Origin of the sequence: Acinetobacter sp. WA-87, from assembly GCF_039938935.1 — a bacterium.
Taxonomy (GTDB): Bacteria; Pseudomonadota; Gammaproteobacteria; order Pseudomonadales; family Moraxellaceae; genus Acinetobacter; species Acinetobacter seifertii.
Genome location: NZ_JBDUVF010000001.1, coordinates 35599 through 54410 on the forward strand (window position 1 = coordinate 35599; position 18812 = coordinate 54410).

At 37.6% G+C, this 18812-nt stretch carries 17 protein-coding genes and 1 riboswitch; of the genes, 11 read left to right on the top strand and 6 right to left on the bottom strand.

The window, feature by feature from the left end:
* Positions 1–299 precede the first annotated feature (299 nt).
* Together ABFY81_RS00180 and ABFY81_RS00185 are read left to right on the top strand one after the other, a co-directional pair.
* Positions 300–791 carry a hypothetical protein gene (locus ABFY81_RS00180; RefSeq protein WP_077166176.1) on the top strand — a complete coding sequence of 164 codons (492 nt, stop codon included), beginning with the start codon at positions 300–302 and terminating at the stop codon, positions 789–791.
* A 146-nt stretch (positions 792–937) separates the two neighbouring features.
* Positions 938–1025: riboswitch (glycine riboswitch) on the top strand.
* 177 nt (positions 1026–1202) lie between these two features.
* Entirely contained in the window at positions 1203–2447 is a 1245-nt protein-coding gene (locus ABFY81_RS00185) for a D-amino acid dehydrogenase (protein ID WP_191107826.1), read from the top strand.
* 47 nt (positions 2448–2494) lie between these two features.
* Here ABFY81_RS00185 and ABFY81_RS00190 read toward each other — a convergent pair whose 3' ends face one another.
* Positions 2495–3139, bottom strand: coding sequence for a hypothetical protein (locus ABFY81_RS00190; RefSeq protein ID WP_049064217.1), 645 nt, complete (start codon positions 3137–3139; stop codon positions 2495–2497).
* Between the two features lie 100 nt (positions 3140–3239).
* Between ABFY81_RS00190 and ispF the strand changes: the two genes are divergently transcribed.
* Positions 3240–3722, top strand: a complete 483-nt coding sequence (gene ispF, locus ABFY81_RS00195) for a 2-C-methyl-D-erythritol 2,4-cyclodiphosphate synthase (protein WP_004701182.1) — start codon at positions 3240–3242, stop codon at positions 3720–3722.
* On the opposite strand, the gene ABFY81_RS00200 is transcribed toward ispF, so the two are convergent.
* The 5 genes from ABFY81_RS00200 to glnL form a co-directional block, all read right to left on the bottom strand.
* On the bottom strand, positions 3719–4243 hold the full coding sequence (locus ABFY81_RS00200) for a protein tyrosine phosphatase family protein (RefSeq protein ID WP_004701184.1): 525 nt from the start codon (positions 4241–4243) through the stop codon (positions 3719–3721). The two genes, ispF and ABFY81_RS00200, sit on opposite strands and share 4 nt — an antisense overlap.
* 191 nt (positions 4244–4434) lie before the next feature.
* Positions 4435–5355: an ornithine carbamoyltransferase gene (gene argF, locus ABFY81_RS00205; RefSeq protein ID WP_347912740.1), complete on the bottom strand. Its 921-nt coding sequence runs from the start codon at positions 5353–5355 to the stop codon at positions 4435–4437.
* A 113-nt stretch (positions 5356–5468) separates the two neighbouring features.
* Complete coding sequence (locus tag ABFY81_RS00210; RefSeq protein ID WP_004701188.1) at positions 5469–6122, bottom strand: TetR/AcrR family transcriptional regulator; 654 nt, start codon at positions 6120–6122, stop codon at positions 5469–5471.
* Between the two features lie 275 nt (positions 6123–6397).
* Positions 6398–7891, bottom strand: coding sequence for a nitrogen regulation protein NR(I) (glnG, locus tag ABFY81_RS00215; protein ID WP_004701189.1), 1494 nt, complete (start codon positions 7889–7891; stop codon positions 6398–6400).
* Positions 7878–8987 carry a nitrogen regulation protein NR(II) gene (gene glnL / locus ABFY81_RS00220; RefSeq protein ID WP_347912741.1) on the bottom strand — a complete coding sequence of 370 codons (1110 nt, stop codon included), beginning with the start codon at positions 8985–8987 and terminating at the stop codon, positions 7878–7880. Before glnL ends, glnG begins: the two co-directional genes overlap by 14 nt.
* A gap of 341 nt (positions 8988–9328) precedes the next feature.
* Between glnL and rimO the strand changes: the two genes are divergently transcribed.
* The 8 genes from rimO (at position 9329) to bamA (ending at position 18796) form a co-directional block, all read left to right on the top strand.
* Entirely contained in the window at positions 9329–10672 is a 1344-nt protein-coding gene (gene rimO / locus ABFY81_RS00225; protein WP_004701193.1) for a 30S ribosomal protein S12 methylthiotransferase RimO, read from the top strand.
* Between the two features lie 51 nt (positions 10673–10723).
* The gene (pyrH, locus tag ABFY81_RS00230; protein WP_000852257.1) at positions 10724–11452 is read left to right on the top strand and encodes a UMP kinase; all 729 of its coding nucleotides are present in this window, start codon (positions 10724–10726) and stop codon (positions 11450–11452) included.
* 85 nt (positions 11453–11537) lie between these two features.
* Positions 11538–12092, top strand: coding sequence for a ribosome recycling factor (frr, locus tag ABFY81_RS00235; protein ID WP_004701195.1), 555 nt, complete (start codon positions 11538–11540; stop codon positions 12090–12092).
* Positions 12093–12096: 4 nt separating this feature from the next.
* Positions 12097–12849, top strand: coding sequence for a polyprenyl diphosphate synthase (gene uppS, locus ABFY81_RS00240; protein ID WP_134263017.1), 753 nt, complete (start codon positions 12097–12099; stop codon positions 12847–12849).
* A complete protein-coding gene (locus tag ABFY81_RS00245; RefSeq protein ID WP_019458735.1) occupies positions 12849–13673 on the top strand; it encodes a phosphatidate cytidylyltransferase in 825 nt (274 codons plus the stop codon). Before uppS ends, ABFY81_RS00245 begins: the two co-directional genes overlap by 1 nt.
* Positions 13674–14870: a 1-deoxy-D-xylulose-5-phosphate reductoisomerase gene (ispC, locus tag ABFY81_RS00250; protein WP_019458736.1), complete on the top strand. Its 1197-nt coding sequence runs from the start codon at positions 13674–13676 to the stop codon at positions 14868–14870.
* A gap of 1 nt (position 14871) precedes the next feature.
* On the top strand, positions 14872–16227 hold the full coding sequence (gene rseP / locus ABFY81_RS00255; protein WP_347912742.1) for an RIP metalloprotease RseP: 1356 nt from the start codon (positions 14872–14874) through the stop codon (positions 16225–16227).
* On the top strand, positions 16208–18796 hold the full coding sequence (bamA, locus tag ABFY81_RS00260) for an outer membrane protein assembly factor BamA (protein ID WP_019458738.1): 2589 nt from the start codon (positions 16208–16210) through the stop codon (positions 18794–18796). Before rseP ends, bamA begins: the two co-directional genes overlap by 20 nt.
* The last annotated feature ends 16 nt before the right edge of the window (positions 18797–18812 follow it).

The following is an 18812-nucleotide window of genomic DNA, read 5'->3' on the forward strand; positions in this document are numbered from 1 at the left end:
CAGATGAAATTGAGTAAATCACTGTATTGTAACATTAAATCTGAATAAGAGGCTGAGTTGTAGTGTATTTAATGAGCACTCGCTTTTTGAGCTATTAATTCATATCAGCGCTCTTTACAAAGTTAATTGAATTTAATTGTTCTTATATAGCTTAATCAAACTAACTTAGAGTTGAATAAGCTGTCATAATTGTTAAAATGCCCACCTTATCCTGTTTTTGTATTGTTTTTAATTTGCATTTGTTTTGCGGTATAGAAATTAAACACATAATAAACAGTTGCTTAGCTAAGGATTTTTGAATGCTCTCGATTTATTTAACAGATACCGAACAACATGTACAGTTTAATGATTACCCAAGTGATCAGCCTGTTAAATTTCTGTTAAATCTTAAAAAGATTTTTCCAAGTACTGGTGATTTACTGTTACCTGTTTTACCCGAAGATAATAATCTGGAAAACGTAACTTGGGAATCAACGACAAAAGACTTTGAAATCTTCAAAAAATTGTTGGCAGGTTGGGGTGTTATTGAGCTTCGTTTAAATGCAATCACAACATATAAAGATAAAAATTTTGCAAATGAGCTCATTAAACAAGCTCAATCTAAACGTAAAAAAGTAGCACAAAAAAATCATCAACTGTCTTTAGTCGCGCTGGATTATATTTTTATGCACGAAATTCATGCACTCATTGATGCGGAGTTGGTCACAATTGGTGAGAAGTTTTATTTACCAGCTTTGAGAGAGCAATGGAAAGGTCTAGTTTCTGACCAAGTACTTGAAGGAAAGCTCTAATAAATAGCAAAAGGTGAATTTCAATAATTCACCTTTTTTTATAATTAAATCAAATACTTTCTTATTTAATTAAATTGTTGTACAAAAGTTTACAAGAAAAGAATGCGTTTTTTTAAAAGTGGCAGATACATTGCTTATATAAATACAAAATTATTGCGGGAGAGAGGTTCTTAGGAACCCGCCGAAGGAGCAACAGGCCCGGAAACTCTCAGGCAAAAGGACTGTAATAATTAAAAAATCTGGAGAGCAGCTTAAGATTTATAAGCATGAAGAATAAAAACTTATAAGTCATAAACTCACCGAAGGGGAAGATCGAAATGCTAAAAGGTAGTATTTAGGTCGAAACTCTCAGGTACAAATGACAGATGGGCTGTACTGATGAAATGTTTTTGCATTTCAGAGGAGTCTGTTATGCCACATGTTATTGTGATTGGTGCAGGAATCACAGGGGTTACTTCAGCCTATGAATTATCTCAATTAGGTTACCAAGTCACAGTGATTGATCGCCATCTTTATCCAGCTATGGAAACATCATTTGCAAATGGAGGGCAATTATCTGCTTGTAATGCAGAAGTCTGGAACCAGAAAGCGACCGTTATAAAAGGTTTTAAATGGATGAGGCAAAAAGATGCTCCTCTATTACTTAACCCTTCTTTTAGCTTGCACAAATATAGCTGGTTAGTTGAGTTTCTATCTCATATTAAAAATTATGAGGCTAACACTATAGAAACTGTTCGCTTAGCATTGCTCGCTCGTAAGCGCTTGTTTGAAGTCGCTGAAAAAGAGCAGCTTCAATTTGATTTGGAGAAACGCGGTATTCTTCATATGTATCACAGTAAGGCTGATTATGATGTTGCGAAACAGGTGAATGACGTCTTAAACAAAGGTACTTTGGAGCGCTATTCAGTTTCACCAGAGGAAATGAAGACAATCGAGCCATCTTTAACTGGTGATTACTTTGGGGGGTATTACACTCCAAGTGATGCAACTGGAGACATTCATAAGTATTCAACTTCTTTAGCTGAAAAGACTAAACAATATGGTGTTCAGTATAAATTTGGGCTTGAAGTGACTGATATTAAATGTCACACAGATAAAGTAGTGTTGAATTGTCAGCCAAGTGCTGAACATCCTCATCTTTCTCAATCAGATAGCTTTCAATTGGAAGGTGATGTTCTGGTTGTTTGTGGTGGTGTCGGAAGTTATCAGTTGGCTGATATGGTCGGTGAGCGTGTAAATGTTTATCCAGTTAAAGGCTATTCAATTACTGTCCAATTGAAAGATGAGAAAAGTATTAAAAATGCGCCATGGGTGAGTTTGCTTGATGAAAGCGCCAAAATTGTAACGTCTCGCTTAGGCCAAGATCGTTTACGTATTGCAGGTACGGCTGAGTTTAACGGCTATAATCGAGACATTCGAGCGGATCGTATTCAACCTTTAGTGAATTGGGTGAATCGTAATTTTGACATTTCAACTGAGCATGTTGTTCCATGGGCAGGTTTAAGACCGATGATGCCTAATATGTTGCCAGTCGTAAAACAGTCTAAACAGCCACGAGTTTTTTATAATACCGGACATGGCCATTTAGGTTGGACTTTATCAGCAGCGACAGCTGTTTTGGTGAGTCAAGATATTCTGCAAAAATATCCAACTTAAAAAAGAAAAGCCAGTGTAGATTCACTGGCTTTTTTGTTTTATATCAACTAATCATATAGTCTATAAACACCTGTAAATCGTTCACAACCTTTTTGTTGGGTTTTCACTACAAGTAAAGCTTTTTGGAAATCGAACTTATATTTGCAGTTATGTTCGTTATCTAAAATTTCACTTTTCTGTTCAGGAGAGCTATAAGCCATTAGTGAAATAGTTTGCGTATCTTTTCGGTTATTCGGATTACGGTAAGCTAATCCTTCGATTTTGATTTTATCTTTAGCAAGTTGATGAATTTGTAAATGAACAGGTTGAGCTGCAATATGCCCATTTTCAAATTTAAGATAATGCTGTGTTAGGGTTTGCTTAAGTGATGCATAAAAGTTTAAATCATCCCCACGTATATCAAACTGTTGTTGAAAACATGAAGTGTTTTTGCATTGTTGAGTATGTTTAAACCACAAAGTCTGCGTATCTTGTAGAAGTTTTAAGGGGGCATCTGTAACTAAGTATGCAGAAAGATATTGATTGTTGAGTTGCTTACGCGCTTCACTAAAGGTTTTTGAGCAGATTTTGAGCTCAGATTTTGAATTTGAGCAGTCGATAGATTCCGCAAAAACAAATGGTGAGCATAAACAACTCAATGTCACGACAAAACTTAATCTTTTCAATTGATTCATATCAGTATTCGACGGCATGATCGCTTATACTTTCAGTCTACTTTGCTAAGTGTACTATAGCGAAACACAACAGCTGAATACAAGATTTCTTAAGTTTTTATAAAAGGGAAGAGTTGATATGGTTGCTCAAATTCGTATTGGACAAGGAATGGATGTACATGCCTTTGAAGAGGGTAACTTCGTAACTTTGGCTGGCGTTCAGATTCCACATACGCATGGCTTGAAAGCACATTCTGATGGCGATGTTGTGTTACATGCGCTATGTGATGCTTTACTCGGTGCACTGGCGCTTGGTGATATTGGTCAGCATTTTCCAGATACCGATCCAGAGTTTAAAGGAGCGGATAGCCGTGTACTGCTAAAACACGTTTATCAATTAATATTAGACCGTGGTTATCGTTTGAATAATGCTGATATTACTGTAGCTTGCGAACGTCCTAAATTAGCGAAACATAATTTAGAGATGCGCCAAAGCATTGCAGATGTTTTGAATGTGGATTTAAATCAAATTAGTATCAAAGCGACCACCACCGAAAAACTTGGGTTTACGGGTCGCCAAGAAGGAATTTTAGCAACAGCGACGGTATTAATCTCTAATTAAACTAAATCATCAGTTTGTTGCAAAGACTGTTGAAGTTCTAAGGTAGCCTTACGGCCTTGTAGCTGTAAGGTAATGCTATGGATTAGTCCTGTCCAAGTTTCATTTGGTTCCCAAATTTCGTGCAGTAAATCTTGAGAAGTTGGCATGTCCATATTCATATAAAATTGTCTGTATACGTACATGAGACAACTTACACGTTTGTTTTTGGCACAATGTAACCAAACGATTTCATTTTGAACCAAATGATCAATTAAATCTAAAACCAATAAGCATTGGTCAGAAGAAGGTGTTTCCCAGTCAATTGGAATATGAATGTAATTTAAACCATGCTCAAGACAAACCTGATCTTCATTTTCAATACAATTCGATGAATTTGTCAAAGCTAAATTGATAACAGTACTACAGCCATACTCTTTAATGAGTTTGAGCTGTTCAACGGAAGGTTGTGCTGAACTAAATAAGTGTTCGTGAATAATTGAAAATGCAGGGATTTGAGATAGTGATTCTTCAAGGGTTGTCATAATCGCACTCTACAAGAGTAGGCTTGGCTTATTGTGTAGAATGTTATACACGATTCTGGAGTGTAGTTGAAATATAGACTGTTTATATATTCAGCAACATCGTGAAAAATTTTAAAAAATAAATAAGAAAAATAAGAGTTTTATGGAAATAAAAAAAACAGCACCTTAAAGATGCTGTTTTTCTATCGAGATTAAGTTTTTTTCAAATTTTCATTCAATAAAAATTCCATTAAAGCTTTCTGAGCATGTAGGCGGTTTTCTGCTTCATCCCATACGACTGAATTTTTATGATCAAGCATGGTTTCTGAAATTTCTTCACCACGATGTGCTGGTAAACAATGCATAAATAAACAATCTGGATGTGCAAGACTCATCAGTTTTTCATTGACTTGAAACGCTGAAAAAGCATTCTTACGTAATTTTTGCTCTTCTTCTTGCCCCATGCTTGCCCATACGTCTGTAACGATAAGGTCAGCATTTACAGCGGCATCTTCAGCATTGTCAAAAAGCTCAACACAATGTCCAAACTCTGCTAAAAATTCAGGTTTAGGTTCAAAACCCTTTGGCGAAGCAATTTTTAATTTAAAACCCATTAAATGTGCAGCTTCAATATATGAATTACACATATTATTGCCATCACCAATCCAAGCTACGGTTTTACCTTCAATACTACCGCGATGCTCAATATAAGTTTGTAAATCTGCAAGTAACTGACAAGGGTGGTGGTCATCGGTTAGGCCGTTAATCACAGGAACTTTTGAGTAAGATGCAAAGCGTTCAACAATGTCATGACCAAAAGTACGAATCATCACAATATCAAGCATGCTTGATATAACACGTGCTGAGTCTTCAATAGGCTCACCACGACCTAGTTGTGTGTCGCGAGGTGATAAAAAGATGGCACTGCCACCAAATTGGTTAATACCAGCCTCAAAAGAAATACGAGTGCGTGTGCTCGATTTTTCAAAAATCATTCCCAATACTTTACCAACAAAAGGCTGGTAAACCTTATTGCCTTGTTGCATTTTTTTTAGTTCACTTGCGCGTTCTAAGATGCGGTTAAGTTCTAATGTGGATAGATCACGTAAAGTCAGGAAATGTCTTAGAGCCATGTAGCTACTCCATAATAATTGTCTTTGAAATACAACAATTATCTGTTGTTGGCTGGGTGGATGTGGAGAAAAAGAAGTCTACTATACTATAAGCATTTCAAAATGCAAAAGAATTAGACTTTATGGTGGCCTTTTAAGAAAATGTCTACACAATATTCAATATAATCAAATGCTTCTTTCTCATTGGGTAGAGCGGGCATACCCATAATCATACGCCACTCAATATCGCGTAAAATCCCAAAGTACATGAGTGAAGAATGATAAGGAGAAGGACATGTGATTTCTCCTGCATTATGTGCAAACTCTAATGCTTGAGTAAGTGTATTCTGTAAGTTGTGTACCCATTTGTCATAAAGGTATTGTATGAGGACCGTATTACATTCTGTCTGTTCGATAATAAGTCGTAAAAACGCGATATGTTCCGGTTGAATGATATGAACGTAAACACGTTCGAGCGTTTGAATCAGATATTCTTTTAAAGTACTTTTTTCAGGATTAAATGGAATACACACATCTTTAAAAAACATTTCACGCTTATAGTCACAAATCGCGGTAAAAAGTCCTTCTTTGTTTCCAAAATATTTATAAATAGAGGCCTTTGAACCACCTGCATGATTTACGATATCGTCAAGAGATACGGCATCATATCCTTTTTCCAAAAACAGCTCGGTTGCGCTTAGCAATAAAGCTAAACGACGTTCGATACCGCGGCGCGTCTGAGGTTTGTCACATATAGGATGATGTGACTCAAGGACTGGATCATGCATAAAATTTAATAACAACGATTAATACTGCTTAGCTAGTATATCAAAACTATCTTTACCGATGGACATTGCTATATTCTTAGATTGTCTGCTAAACAATCATATAAGTATGAAACTGAATAAATATTTTAAAATATAAAAGCTTACACGATCTTTTGGAGTTTTTTAGTGATGTAACTATATGTTCACGTTTTAATTTAACGATTAATTTCCTTATCAATAGATATAAAGAAAAAGCGGCTAAAATCAATTAGCCGCTCTTATTATGTATTTTACAATTAAGCTTCAGACAAAGTCGCTTTGTGTTCGTCCTCATCATCGTCATCAGCAGAATCCATTCCTAGTTCCTTTAACTTTCGGGTTAGGGTGTTCCGTCCCCAACCTAATAGTTCAGCTGCATGACGTTTGCGTCCACGAGTTTGTTGTAGGGCAGCATTAATTAATGTGCGTTCAAACATCGGTGTTGCAATATCCAAAATCTTCATTTCGCCATTTTTGAGCTTTTGAATTGCCCATTGGTTTAGCAATTCATCCCAATGATGTAAAGAAATACGTTCAAAAGACGGGGCTGGCTGACTAGTTTCACTAGTTTTTTGAAGTGGTACTTGTTTTAGTTCAGAAGGTAAATCTTCTGGATAAACTTCACGACCAGTAATCATGACAGTTAACCAACGACAGGTATTTTCAAGCTGACGCACGTTACCTGGCCATGGCAGTTGTTGCATATAGTCTGTTGTTTCAGTACGTAAAATCTTTGGACTTACACCTAACTCTTTGCCTGCACGGGCCAAGAAGTGTTGAGCAAGCATTGGTATATCTTCGCTACGATGCGCAAGCTTAGGAATATGAATACGAATTACATTTAAACGGTGATATAAGTCTTCACGGAATCGACCTTCATTCACCAATTTTTCTAAATCTTGGTGTGTCGCAGCGACAATTCGAACATCCACTTTAACCGGGATATGCCCACCCACTCGATAAAACTCACCATCTGCAAGTACGCGAAGTAAACGAGTCTGTGTTTCAAAAGGCATATCACCAATTTCATCAAGGAATAATGTTCCGCCATTGGCTTGTTCAAAACGACCTTGATGTTGAGTGTTTGCGCCCGTAAAAGCACCTTTTTCATGACCAAATAATTCCGTTTCGATTAAGTCTTTCGGAATTGCTGCCATGTTTAGCGCAATAAATGGTTTGGCACGGCGCGGTGAATGCTTGTGTAAAGCATGTGCAACAAGCTCTTTACCAGTTCCTGACTCGCCATTAATTAAAACGGTAATGTGTGATTGCGATAACCGCCCAATTGCTCGGAAAACCTCTTGCATGGCAGGAGATTCACCAATAATTTCTGTCGATTGTAGCGGAGAAGCAGTTTTTGTAGCTTCTTGCTGCTGCAATTTATTGATATGCAAAATCGCACGATTGACTAAAGCTAAAGCTTCATCAATATCAAATGGCTTTGGTAAATATTCAAACGCACCAGTTTGATAGCTTGATACAGCTGACTCTAAGTCTGAATGAGCTGTCATAATAATGACGGGTAAGTCGGGGTGTGTGTTTTTTACTTTGGATAAAAAAGTCAACCCATCGATACCAGGCATACGGATGTCAGTTAAGATGACATCGGGCGCATCATGATGTAAACGTTCGAGTGCTGTTTGAGCTTCTTCAAAATTGGTGACGTCAAATCCTTCTTCTTTAAAGGTCTTTTCAAGTACCCATCGCATGGCGCGATCGTCATCAATAACCCATATTTTATTTCGCGACACGGTCTGACTCCCAAGGTAAATATAAGCTAAACATTGTTTTTCCAGGAACTGATTGGCATTCAATCATTCCGTTATGTTGATGCATAATGTTCTGTGCAATACTCAGGCCAAGCCCTGTACCTTTTGCTCGCCCTGTAACCAACGGGTAAAACACAGATTCTAAAATGCTTTCTGGAATACCCGGTCCATTGTCTTCAATATCAACTCGTACAGCAGAGCGGTTGAGCACACCATTAATAGTGACTAGACGTTGAATTCGGGTACGTAAAATTAATTCGGGTTCTTGATCTATAAAAAATGACTTATTTTCTGTAATCGCTTGAATGGCATTAACGCTAATATTGAGCATAACTTGAATTAATTGGTCTCGGTCAGCATTCACATCTGGCAAAGACAAATCATAATCACGCGTAATTTTAATTTTTTTCTTGGTTTGGTTTGCAATTAAAGACCGAACTCGTTCCAAAGGTTCATGAACATTTACGTTCTCATAACTCGGCAGTTGTCTTGAACCTAACATAGTGTCAGCTAAGTTAGTAAGACGATCTACTTCATTAATAATAACATCTGTAAATTCCGCATAACTCTCGTCATTCAAGCTCCGAGCAAGTAATTGAGTGGCCCCTCGTATCCCAGCCAGTGGATTTTTAATTTCGTGAGCAACGCCTCGAACCAACTGTCTAGCCACTTGATGTTGTTGAATTAAGTTTTCTTCTTTAGAAATTTTCAACATACGGTCAATTGGATTTAACTCAATAAGTAAAAGTGGATGATAACTTTTACCTGCATTTAATTGTGAAACCGTATAATCAACATGTAAGTCTTTAAAGTTGACATTAATCACAGCTTCACGACGTGTATAAGGTTGTCCTGTTTTTAAAGTATTGAGTAAAGCTTCATGTGTATTAAAGGTATCATCGGGCGCATGAAGTAAATTTAAAACCGGCTGCCCAGAAGCACGTAGCAAACTAATGTCGAAAAGTGCTTCGCAAGCTGAATTCAAATAAAAAATATTAAAATTACTATCGATTAATAAAATCGCAGTAGTTAAATTGTCTACCAAAAGGCGATAGTCGATAGGTACGTGTTGATCCATTAGCGAATCGTTCCTGTCTTAAAATGGCGCAATGGCATCTTCATTGGTTATCGGTATTCACCGTTATAGAACATGAATGATGCAAAATGTACGCCAACTTTGTTTATGGATTATTTTGAGGTTTCAAGCGTAATTAAAGCGCGCTAAAATCGTTCTTAATATCTTTTGGTCAAAAATAGCAGCCTGCTTGCTAATAATAACATGTTCCAACTTGGTGCAATATTGGGTTTTGGTGCAAATATTGGTTGTATTTTGGTGCATTACACAAAGAGTGGGGTTTCCACCTATGCGTGAGACGAGAAAAGACATACAATACGCGCATTCAAGTGGAGCGCAGATTCATGAAGACCCCCAAAGTCGGTTTTGTTTCTTTAGGTTGTCCTAAGGCATTGGTAGATTCTGAACGAATTTTAACTCAGTTAAAGACTGAAGGTTATCAAGTTGCATCAGATTATGATGGTGCTGATTTAGTAGTTGTTAATACCTGTGGTTTTATTGAATCTGCGGTACAAGAGTCGCTAGATGCAATTGGCGAGGCCATGAGTGAAAATGGTCGAGTAATCGTTACAGGATGCTTAGGTAAAGACGAAGATAAAATTCGTCAAATGCATCCGAACGTTTTAAAGGTTACTGGTGCGGCAGCTTATCAAGATGTGATGGAAGCTGTACATGAATATGTACCAGCACCGCCAAAACATAATCCTTTTATTGATCTTGTTCCTGAACAAGGTATCCGTTTAACGCCTAAGCATTATGCTTATTTAAAAATATCTGAAGGCTGTAACCACCGTTGTACCTTCTGTATTATCCCGAGCATGCGTGGTGATTTAGTATCACGTCCAGTTGGTAGCGTGTTAGAAGAAGCAGCTGCGTTAAAACGCGCAGGTGTGAAAGAAATATTGGTTATTTCACAAGATACTTCAGCTTATGGTGTAGATACTAAATATAAGTTGGATTTTTGGAACGGACAGCCAGTAAAAACTAAATTCTTTGACATGTGTGAAGCACTTGGTCAGCTTGGAATTTGGGTGCGTCTACATTATGTATATCCATATCCACATGTTGATGCAGTGATTGATTTGATGGCTCAGGGTAAAATCCTGCCCTATCTGGATATTCCATTCCAACATGCGAGCCCACGCGTTCTTAAATTAATGAAGCGTCCAGCGCATAGTGAAAATACTCTAGAAAAAATTAAATTGTGGCGTGAAAAATGCCCGGATCTTGTGATCCGTTCTACTTTTGTGGTTGGTTTTCCAGGCGAAACTGAAGAAGATTTCCAGATTTTGCTAGATTGGTTAGTTGAAGCTCAACTTGATCGTGTAGGCTGCTTTACCTACTCACCAGTAGAAGGCGCTACGGCCAATGATTTACCAGATCATGTGCCAGAAGAAATTAAGCAAGAGCGTTACGAGCGCTTTATGCAAGTGCAGCAGCAAATATCTGCTGCCAAATTACAAAAACGTATCGGTCAAACGATGACTGTATTAGTCGATGGTTTGGAAGATGAATATCCTGTTGCTGTTGCACGTTCTTATGCCGATGCTCCGGAAATTGACGGTAATGTCTTCGTAGAAGATATCGATAAGAGCACGATTCAACCAGGTGATATGTTGGAAGTCGAAATTACCGATGCGGATGAATACGACTTATTTGCAAAGTTAATTAAAATTAAATCGGTCTAATCGAATCACGATTCAAAAAGCATTCAGTTTAAGAGGTCTTGGAGCAAAATCATGGCGGAAACAATAAGCCCCCGTTATTCACGAATTTTATTAAAATTATCTGGTGAGGCATTATCAGGTAATAAAGATATGGGTATTGATGCTCAAGTTTTAGATCAGATGTCACTTTCTATTGCACATTTGGTGGGCTTGGGTGTGCAAGTAGGTATCGTTGTTGGTGGGGGTAACTTATATCGTGGTAGCCAGTTACAAAAAGATGGCTTGGTTGGCCGTGTAACAGGTGACCAGATGGGTATGCTTGCAACTGTCATGAATGGTTTGGCAATGCGTGATGCATTAGTGCGTCGAAACATTAGAACTCGTCTTATGTCTGCATTACCAATTGGTACTGTTGTAGAGTCATATTCAAGTCGTGATGCAATCCGTCATTTAAGCCAGGGCGAAGTTTGTGTTTTCGTTGCGGGAACAGGTAATCCATTCTTTACAACTGATACAGCAGCTTGTCTACGTGGTATTGAAATTGAAGCAAATTTAATTTTGAAAGCAACCAAAGTAGACGGTGTTTATAATAAAGACCCTAGCAAATACGAAGATGCAGTCAAATATGATCATTTAACATTTGATCAAGTGTTAGATGAGAAGCTAGGCGTTATGGATTTAACAGCAATTTGTCTATGCCGTGACCATAATGTTCCATTGCAAGTATTTGATATGAATAAATCTGGTGCGCTTTTATCAGTTGTGATGGGTGAAAAAGAGGGTACGCGCGTTACTAAATAATGTACGTGTGCTGCAAAGCTCTTTATACTAGCGCTAAATTAAATTTGTTATATACATCCTTGAATAAATAAGTAAGGAAGATCATATGATTAACGATCTGAAAAAAGACAGCGAACAGCGTATGATGAAAACTCTTGAGTCTTTGGAACAAGGGTTTAATAAAGTTCGTACCGGCCGTGCACACCCATCAATTTTAAATGGGGTAATGGTTCCTTACTATGGTTCTGATGTGCCTTTAAACCAAGTAGCGAACGTTGGTGTTGAAGATTCTCGTACGCTTATCGTTCAACCATTTGAACGTACAATGGTTTCTGCAATTGATAAGGCAATTCGTGAAAGTGATTTAGGTTTAAACCCTATTACTGCTGATTCAATTCGTGTGCCTTTACCAGCTTTAACTGAAGAAACACGTCGTGATATGCAAAAAGTTGCAAGAAGTGAAGCTGAAAATGCAAAAGTTGCTATTCGTAACATTCGTCGAGATGTTTTAGGTGATATCAAGGCACTGTTGAAAGAGAAAGAAATCTCTGAAGATGATGAGCGTCGTGCAGGTGATGATATTCAGAAAATCACTGATAAATATGTTGCAGAAGTAGATAAACGTCTTGCAGCGAAAGAAGCAGAATTGATGAAGGTCTAATTTTATGACCGAATCAGAAGAGTATCATCTTCCTCAGCATGTTGCCATCATCATGGATGGCAACAACCGCTTTGCCAAGAAAAATCAAATGCAAAAAGGCGATGGGCATCGAGAAGGTAAAAATATTCTTGATCCTATTGTTGAGCATTGTATAAAAACTAGCGTCCGTGCTTTAACTGTTTTTGCATTTTCGAGTGAAAATTGGAATCGACCACAATATGAAGTCGATCTGCTTATGAAGCTTCTTGAAGAAACAATTCATGAGCAAATACCTCGCATGAAAAAATTCAATATTGCTTTGCGTTTTATAGGGGATCGTTCTCGATTACCTTTACATTTAGTTGCCTTAATGGAAGATGCAGAGCAACAAACAGTACATCATGACACCATGACATTAACTATTGCGATTAGCTATGGTGGTATGTGGGATATTGCAAATGCAGCTAAAGAGGTTGCACAAGCAGTTTCTCGTGGTGAAATTGACGCTGATCAAATAAATGTTGATTTGTTCGGAAAATATGTCAGTCTAAACGATCTGCCAGCTGTGGACTTGTTGATCCGTACAGGTGGAGATTTCCGTATATCTAACTTCTTGTTGTGGCAAGCAGCTTATGCGGAACTGTATTTTACGGATACATTATGGCCGGAATTTACAGTCGAGGAATTCGATCATGCACTGAATGTATTTTCAGGGCGTGAACGTCGTTTCGGTAAAACATCTGAACAAATTCAGCAAGAGAAAATCGAGAAATTATAATGTTAGAGCGGATTGTTACCGCATTGGTACTTGTTGCAGTTGTTTTGGGCTGTATGTTTGCTACGCAATCACATTATCCAATGTTGGTACTTATGATTGTGGCGGCAGCTGTTGCGGGGTATGAATGGTATAAGTTAATGCCTCATGAAGCTGGTGCGGTAGTAAAGCCTAAAGCATGGGGTTATGGTCTACTTGTTGCCTTTGTTTCTGGTGTTGCCTTATTCTTTCATGACATTGCATTGTTGCTATGGTCTGCTTCAATTTTAACTTGGCTCGTTAGTGTATATTGGGTTAAGTCTTTTCCGGAATTTGATGGTTGGTATAACGCGACTCTCTATATTATTGGTTTAATTCTTATCTGTGCAGCAGTGACTGCAATCTTTGTAGTATGGCAAAGCTCACCATGGTGGTTGATGTATTTGTTCTTGCTTGTATGGGGTGCAGATAGTGGAGCTTACTTTGTAGGCCGCAAATTTGGTAAAAGAAAGTTGGCACCCACAGTAAGTCCAAATAAATCGGTAGAAGGATTGTATGGTGGTATTTTAACTACAGTGATTGTGATGATTGTAGTGCAATATCAATATTTAAATCTAACTTGGGTTCAACAACTTTTATTCCTGATCTTATCTTTAATTACAGTATTTGGTTCAGTATTAGGTGATTTGTTTGAATCAATGATCAAACGTCGTGCTGGTATTAAAGACTCTGGGCGTGTGTTGCCTGGTCATGGTGGTGTGTTGGATCGTATTGATTCTTTACTCGCAGCAGCCCCGATTTTTGCAACGGGAATGTATATATTAAAGCTTATTGGTGTAGATTTATAGATGACACAATCTGTTTGCATATTGGGTGTAACTGGTTCTATTGGACAAAGTACCTTAAAAATTTTAAGTCAGCATCCAGATAAGTATTCAGTTTTTGCAGTTTCGGCACATAGTCGAATTTCTGAACTTGTTGAAATCTGCAAACAGTTTCGCCCTAAAGTTGTTGTTGTTCCTGAACTGAAGATAGCTGAATTAAAAACATTATTTGCGCAACAAAACATACAAGACATTGATATTTTAATTGGGCAAGATGGTCTGATTGATATTGCATCACATGCTGACGTTGATATTGTAATGGCTGCAATTGTAGGTGCTGCAGGTCTTTTACCTACTTTGGCAGCTGTTAAAGCTGGTAAACGAGTATTGCTTGCAAATAAAGAAGCATTGGTGATGTCTGGTGAAATCATGATGCAAGCTGCTCTTGATCATCAGGCATTATTATTGCCAGTGGACTCAGAACATAATGCTATTTTCCAGTCATTACCTCATAATTATTTAGAAGTTGAGAGAACTGGGCAACCGCAATTAGGTGTATCCAAAATACTACTGACTGCATCTGGTGGTCCCTTTTTAAATCATTCCCTAGAACAATTGGAACATGTAACACCACAACAAGCATGTAAACATCCAAACTGGTCTATGGGCCAAAAAATCTCAGTTGACTCCGCCACTCTTATGAATAAAGGGTTAGAGTTAATCGAAGCGTGTCATTTGTTTTCAATATCTGAACATTTTGTTACAGTTGTTGTTCACCCACAAAGTATTATTCACTCTATGGTGCAGTATGTTGATGGTTCAACATTAGCACAAATGGGTAATCCTGATATGTGTACGCCAATTGCACATGCATTAGCATGGCCTGAGCGTTTACAAACAAGTGTTCCTGCTTTAGATTTATTTGAGTATTCTCAGCTTAATTTTCAAGCTCCAGATACCCAAAAATTTCCTGCACTAAATCTTGCAAGACAAGCAATGCGTGCAGGAGGTTTGGCACCTACCATTTTGAATGCAGCGAATGAAATTGCTGTTGAAGCATTCTTAAAGGAAAGGATTGGATTTACACATATTCCGCAAGTGGTAGAGCATACTTTGCAAGATTTAGAGAATGCAGCCGCTGAGAGCATTGAGTGCATTTTAGACAAAGATAAAATGGCTCGCTCAGTAGCTCAACAATATATATCAAGTATTGGAGGCTGAAATGAATGCTCTTTTTATGATTGCAGCAGCGGCTCTTTTACTTGGTCCGTTAATTGCAATTCATGAGTTTGGTCATTACTGGGTTGCACGTAAACTTGGTGTTAAAGTTTTAGTTTATTCAATTGGTTTTGGTCCAACTTTACTCAAATGGACCTCTAAAAAGTCCGGTATTAAATATCAGCTTTCTGCTTTACCTTTAGGTGGCTACGTTAAAATGTTAGACGAGCGAGAAGGTAATGTGGCAGAACAAGATTTACCATATGCTTTTAACCGTCAAAAACCATGGAAACGTATTGCTATTGTTGCGGCAGGGCCATTAATTAATTTAATTTTTGCCGTATTGCTTTTTTGGGTTTTATTTTTGCCAGCGCAACAACAATTAAATACTAAAATCGGTAAAATTATACCAAACTCGCCAGCTGCAGCTGCTCAGTTACATGTAGGTGATAAAATTATTGCTGTTGATGGCAAAGAAACAGCAACTTGGGAAAAGTTAAATTTTGCTTTGATTGATCGGGTAGGTGAAACCGGTACTGTAAATATCGATGTAAATCGTGCAGGCACCGATAAAAATTTTGTATTACCGATAAAAGATTTTTTAAAAAACCAAAATGAATCTGCACTCGATGTATTAGGCTTCTTACCTTATCGACCTGTAATTCCTGCTGTTGTAACAGATTTAACAGCAGATGGTGCTGCAATTCGTCAAGGAATGAAAGTGGGTGATCGTATTGTTGCGATTGACGGTCAGCCTATGAAAGATTGGTTTGATGTTGTTGAGGTTGTTCAGCGCTCTCCAGAAAAGTTACTTAATATTGATGTGTTGCGTCATCAACAGTTGGTTCATTTGCAAGTGATGCCTCAAGGAAAACGCGACAACATGGGACAAGTAAATGGTGTCCTTGGTGTAAAAAGTGATGCTGGAAAAATTACAATTCCTGACGAATATAAGCAAACAATCCAATATACTCCAATACAAGCTTTTGAAATGGCTCTTGATAAAACTGGCCAGATTTCGAGCATGATTTTGAACTCAATAGTGAAAATGGTAAAAGGACTTATTGGATTGGAAAATCTTTCTGGACCTATCACTATTGCAAAAGTAGCTGGGCAAAGTGCAGAAATGGGATGGCAAACTTTTATCTCTTTCATGGCATTGATGAGTGTAAGCCTTGGAATTTTAAATTTATTACCAATTCCAATGTTAGATGGTGGTCATCTAGTGTATTACATCATTGAAGCTATTCGAGGAAAGCCTGTTTCTGAACAAATACAAATGTTTGGTCTGAAAATTGGTATGGTACTGCTCGGTAGTATGATGCTTTTAGCTTTATTTAATGATTTTATGCGTTTGTAAACGTGTATGGATTTATAACTTACTGGAAAAAACTGGCATGCGGCACACACATTTTTTAATGCCTTTGGCACTTGTTAGCGCTATGGCAGCGGTACAACAAGCATATGCAGCTGATGATTTCGTTGTTAGAGATATTCGTGTAAACGGTTTAGTCCGTCTTACTCCTGCAAATGTTTATACCATGTTGCCAATCAACAGTGGCGATCGCGTTAATGAACCGATGATCGCCGAAGCAATTCGAACATTGTATGCCACGGGTCTTTTTGATGATATTAAAGCGTCAAAAGATAACGATACTTTGGTTTTTAATGTTATTGAACGCCCTATTATTTCAAAACTTGAATTTAAGGGTAATAAACTTATTCCTAAAGAGGCGTTAGAACAAGGCCTTAAAAAAATGGGTGTTGCAGAGGGTGAGGTTTTTAAGAAATCTGCTTTGCAAACCATTCAAACAGAATTAGAGCAGCAATACACTCAACAAGGTCGTTATGATGCTAGCGTTACTGTTGATACGGTTGCGCGACCAAATAATCGCGTTGAATTAAAAATTAATTTCAACGAAGGAACGGCAGCAAAAGTTTTTGATATCAATGTAATTGGTAATACTGTTTTTAAAGACAGTGAAATCAAGCAAGCATTTGCTCTTAAAGAAAGCGGCTGGGCTTCAATCGTTACACGTAATGACCGCTATGCGCGTGAAAAAATGGCCGCAAGCCTTGAAGCATTACGTGCTATGTACCTTAACAAGGGTTATATTAATTTCAATATTAATAACTCTCAGCTTAATATTAGTGAAGATAAAAAACATATCTTTATTGAAGTTGCAGTTGAGGAAGGTAATCAGTTTAAATTTGGCCAAACTAAATTTTTGGGTGATGCACTGTATAAGCCTGAAGAATTACAAGCCTTAAAAATTTATAAAGATGGCGATACTTATTCTCAAGAAAAGGTAAATGCTGTTAAGCAATTACTTTTGCGCAAGTATGGTAATGCAGGTTATTACTTTGCTGATGTAAATATTGTTCCGCAAATTAATAATGAAACTGGTGTTGTTGATCTAAATTATTATGTTAATCCAGGTCAGCAAGTTACCGTACGTCGTATTAATTTCACTGGTAATAGTAAAACTTCTGATGAAGTATTACGTCGTGAAATGCGTCAGATGGAAGGCGCTTTGGCAAGTAATGAAAAAATTGACTTGTCTAAAGTTCGATTGGAGCGTACAGGTTTCTTTAAAACTGTTGATATTAAACCTGCCCGAATTCCAAACTCACCTGATCAAGTCGATTTGAATGTAAATGTTGAAGAACAACATTCAGGTACCACAACATTGGCGGTAGGTTATTCGCAAAATGGTGGTATCACGTTCCAAGCAGGACTTAGTCAAACCAACTTCATGGGTACTGGTAATCGAGTTGCAATTGATTTGTCTCGTTCAGAAACTCAAGATTATTATAATTTAAGTGTCACTGACCCATACTTCACCATTGATGGAGTAAGCCGTGGTTATAACGTTTATTATCGTAAAACTAAGCTAAATGATAACTATAACGTTAATAACTATGTAACTGATAGTGTGGGTGGTAGTTTAAGTTTTGGTTATCCTATTGATGAAAATCAAAGTTTAAGTGCTTCAGTTGGTGTTGATAATACTAAAGTCACCACTGGTCCTTACGTCTCTACCTATGTACGTGATTATTTATTAGCAAATGGTGGTAAAGCAACTGGTAAGTCGACTTGGTGTCCAAGTGGTAAGACAGAGACAGATCCTAAAACAAATGAATCAATAGCTGATACATGTCAAGGTGGATTTGAAGACTACAATAGTGCTTTTGATGGTGAATTCTTTACTTATAATTTAAACTTAGGTTGGTCATATAACACGTTAAATAGACCAATTTTCCCAACATCTGGTATGTCTCACCGTTTAGGCCTTGAAATAGGCTTACCAGGAAGTGATGTTGACTACCAAAAACTTACTTATGATACGCAAGCATTCTTACCGATTGGTAATTCAGGCTTTGTACTTCGTGGTTATGGTAAGCTTGGTTATGGTAATGATTTACCATTCTATAAAAACTTCTACGCGGGCGGTTATGGTTCTGTTCGAGGCTATGACAACAGTACTTTGGGGCCTAAATATGCTAGTGTAAATTTACAAGAAACAAAACAAAATGATCCTTCACCTGAAAATGTGGGTGGTAATGCTCTAGTTCAATTTGGTACTGAGTTAGCATTACCTATGCCATTTAAAGGAGATTGGACTCGTCAAGTACGTCCTGTACTGTTTGCTGAAGGTGGTCAGGTCTTTGATACTAAGTGTAACATTAATAACTCTGTATATGGCGATAAAGGCATGAGGATTAATGGTCAGACAATTACAGACGTTAAGAAGTATTGTGAAGATAATTATGGCTTCGATTTAGGTAACTTACGTTATAGCGTGGGTGTGGGTGTAACTTGGATTACTATGATTGGGCCACTGTCACTTAGTTATGCATTCCCATTAAATGATAAGCCGGGTGATGAAACTAAAGAAATCCAGTTTGAAATTGGTCGTACTTTCTAAGTACGGCTTCATTGAA

Bases quoted from the DNA above. Each gene is read 5' to 3' on its own strand.
- ABFY81_RS00180 (WP_077166176.1), top strand. From the start codon at position 300: ATGCTCTCGATTTATTTAACAGATACCGAACAACATGTACAGTTTAAT.
- ABFY81_RS00185 (WP_191107826.1), top strand. From the start codon at position 1,203: ATGCCACATGTTATTGTGATTGGTGCAGGAATCACAGGGGTTACTTCA.
- ABFY81_RS00190 (WP_049064217.1), bottom strand. From the start codon at position 3,139: ATGCCGTCGAATACTGATATGAATCAATTGAAAAGATTAAGTTTTGTC.
- ispF (WP_004701182.1), top strand. From the start codon at position 3,240: ATGGTTGCTCAAATTCGTATTGGACAAGGAATGGATGTACATGCCTTT.
- ABFY81_RS00200 (WP_004701184.1), bottom strand. From the start codon at position 4,243: ATGACAACCCTTGAAGAATCACTATCTCAAATCCCTGCATTTTCAATT.
- argF (WP_347912740.1), bottom strand. From the start codon at position 5,355: ATGGCTCTAAGACATTTCCTGACTTTACGTGATCTATCCACATTAGAA.
- ABFY81_RS00210 (WP_004701188.1), bottom strand. From the start codon at position 6,122: ATGCATGATCCAGTCCTTGAGTCACATCATCCTATATGTGACAAACCT.
- glnL (WP_347912741.1), bottom strand. From the start codon at position 8,987: ATGGATCAACACGTACCTATCGACTATCGCCTTTTGGTAGACAATTTA.
- rimO (WP_004701193.1), top strand. From the start codon at position 9,329: ATGAAGACCCCCAAAGTCGGTTTTGTTTCTTTAGGTTGTCCTAAGGCA.
- pyrH (WP_000852257.1), top strand. From the start codon at position 10,724: ATGGCGGAAACAATAAGCCCCCGTTATTCACGAATTTTATTAAAATTA.
- frr (WP_004701195.1), top strand. From the start codon at position 11,538: ATGATTAACGATCTGAAAAAAGACAGCGAACAGCGTATGATGAAAACT.
- uppS (WP_134263017.1), top strand. From the start codon at position 12,097: ATGACCGAATCAGAAGAGTATCATCTTCCTCAGCATGTTGCCATCATC.
- ABFY81_RS00245 (WP_019458735.1), top strand. From the start codon at position 12,849: ATGTTAGAGCGGATTGTTACCGCATTGGTACTTGTTGCAGTTGTTTTG.
- ispC (WP_019458736.1), top strand. From the start codon at position 13,674: ATGACACAATCTGTTTGCATATTGGGTGTAACTGGTTCTATTGGACAA.
- rseP (WP_347912742.1), top strand. From the start codon at position 14,872: ATGAATGCTCTTTTTATGATTGCAGCAGCGGCTCTTTTACTTGGTCCG.
- bamA (WP_019458738.1), top strand. From the start codon at position 16,208: ATGATTTTATGCGTTTGTAAACGTGTATGGATTTATAACTTACTGGAA.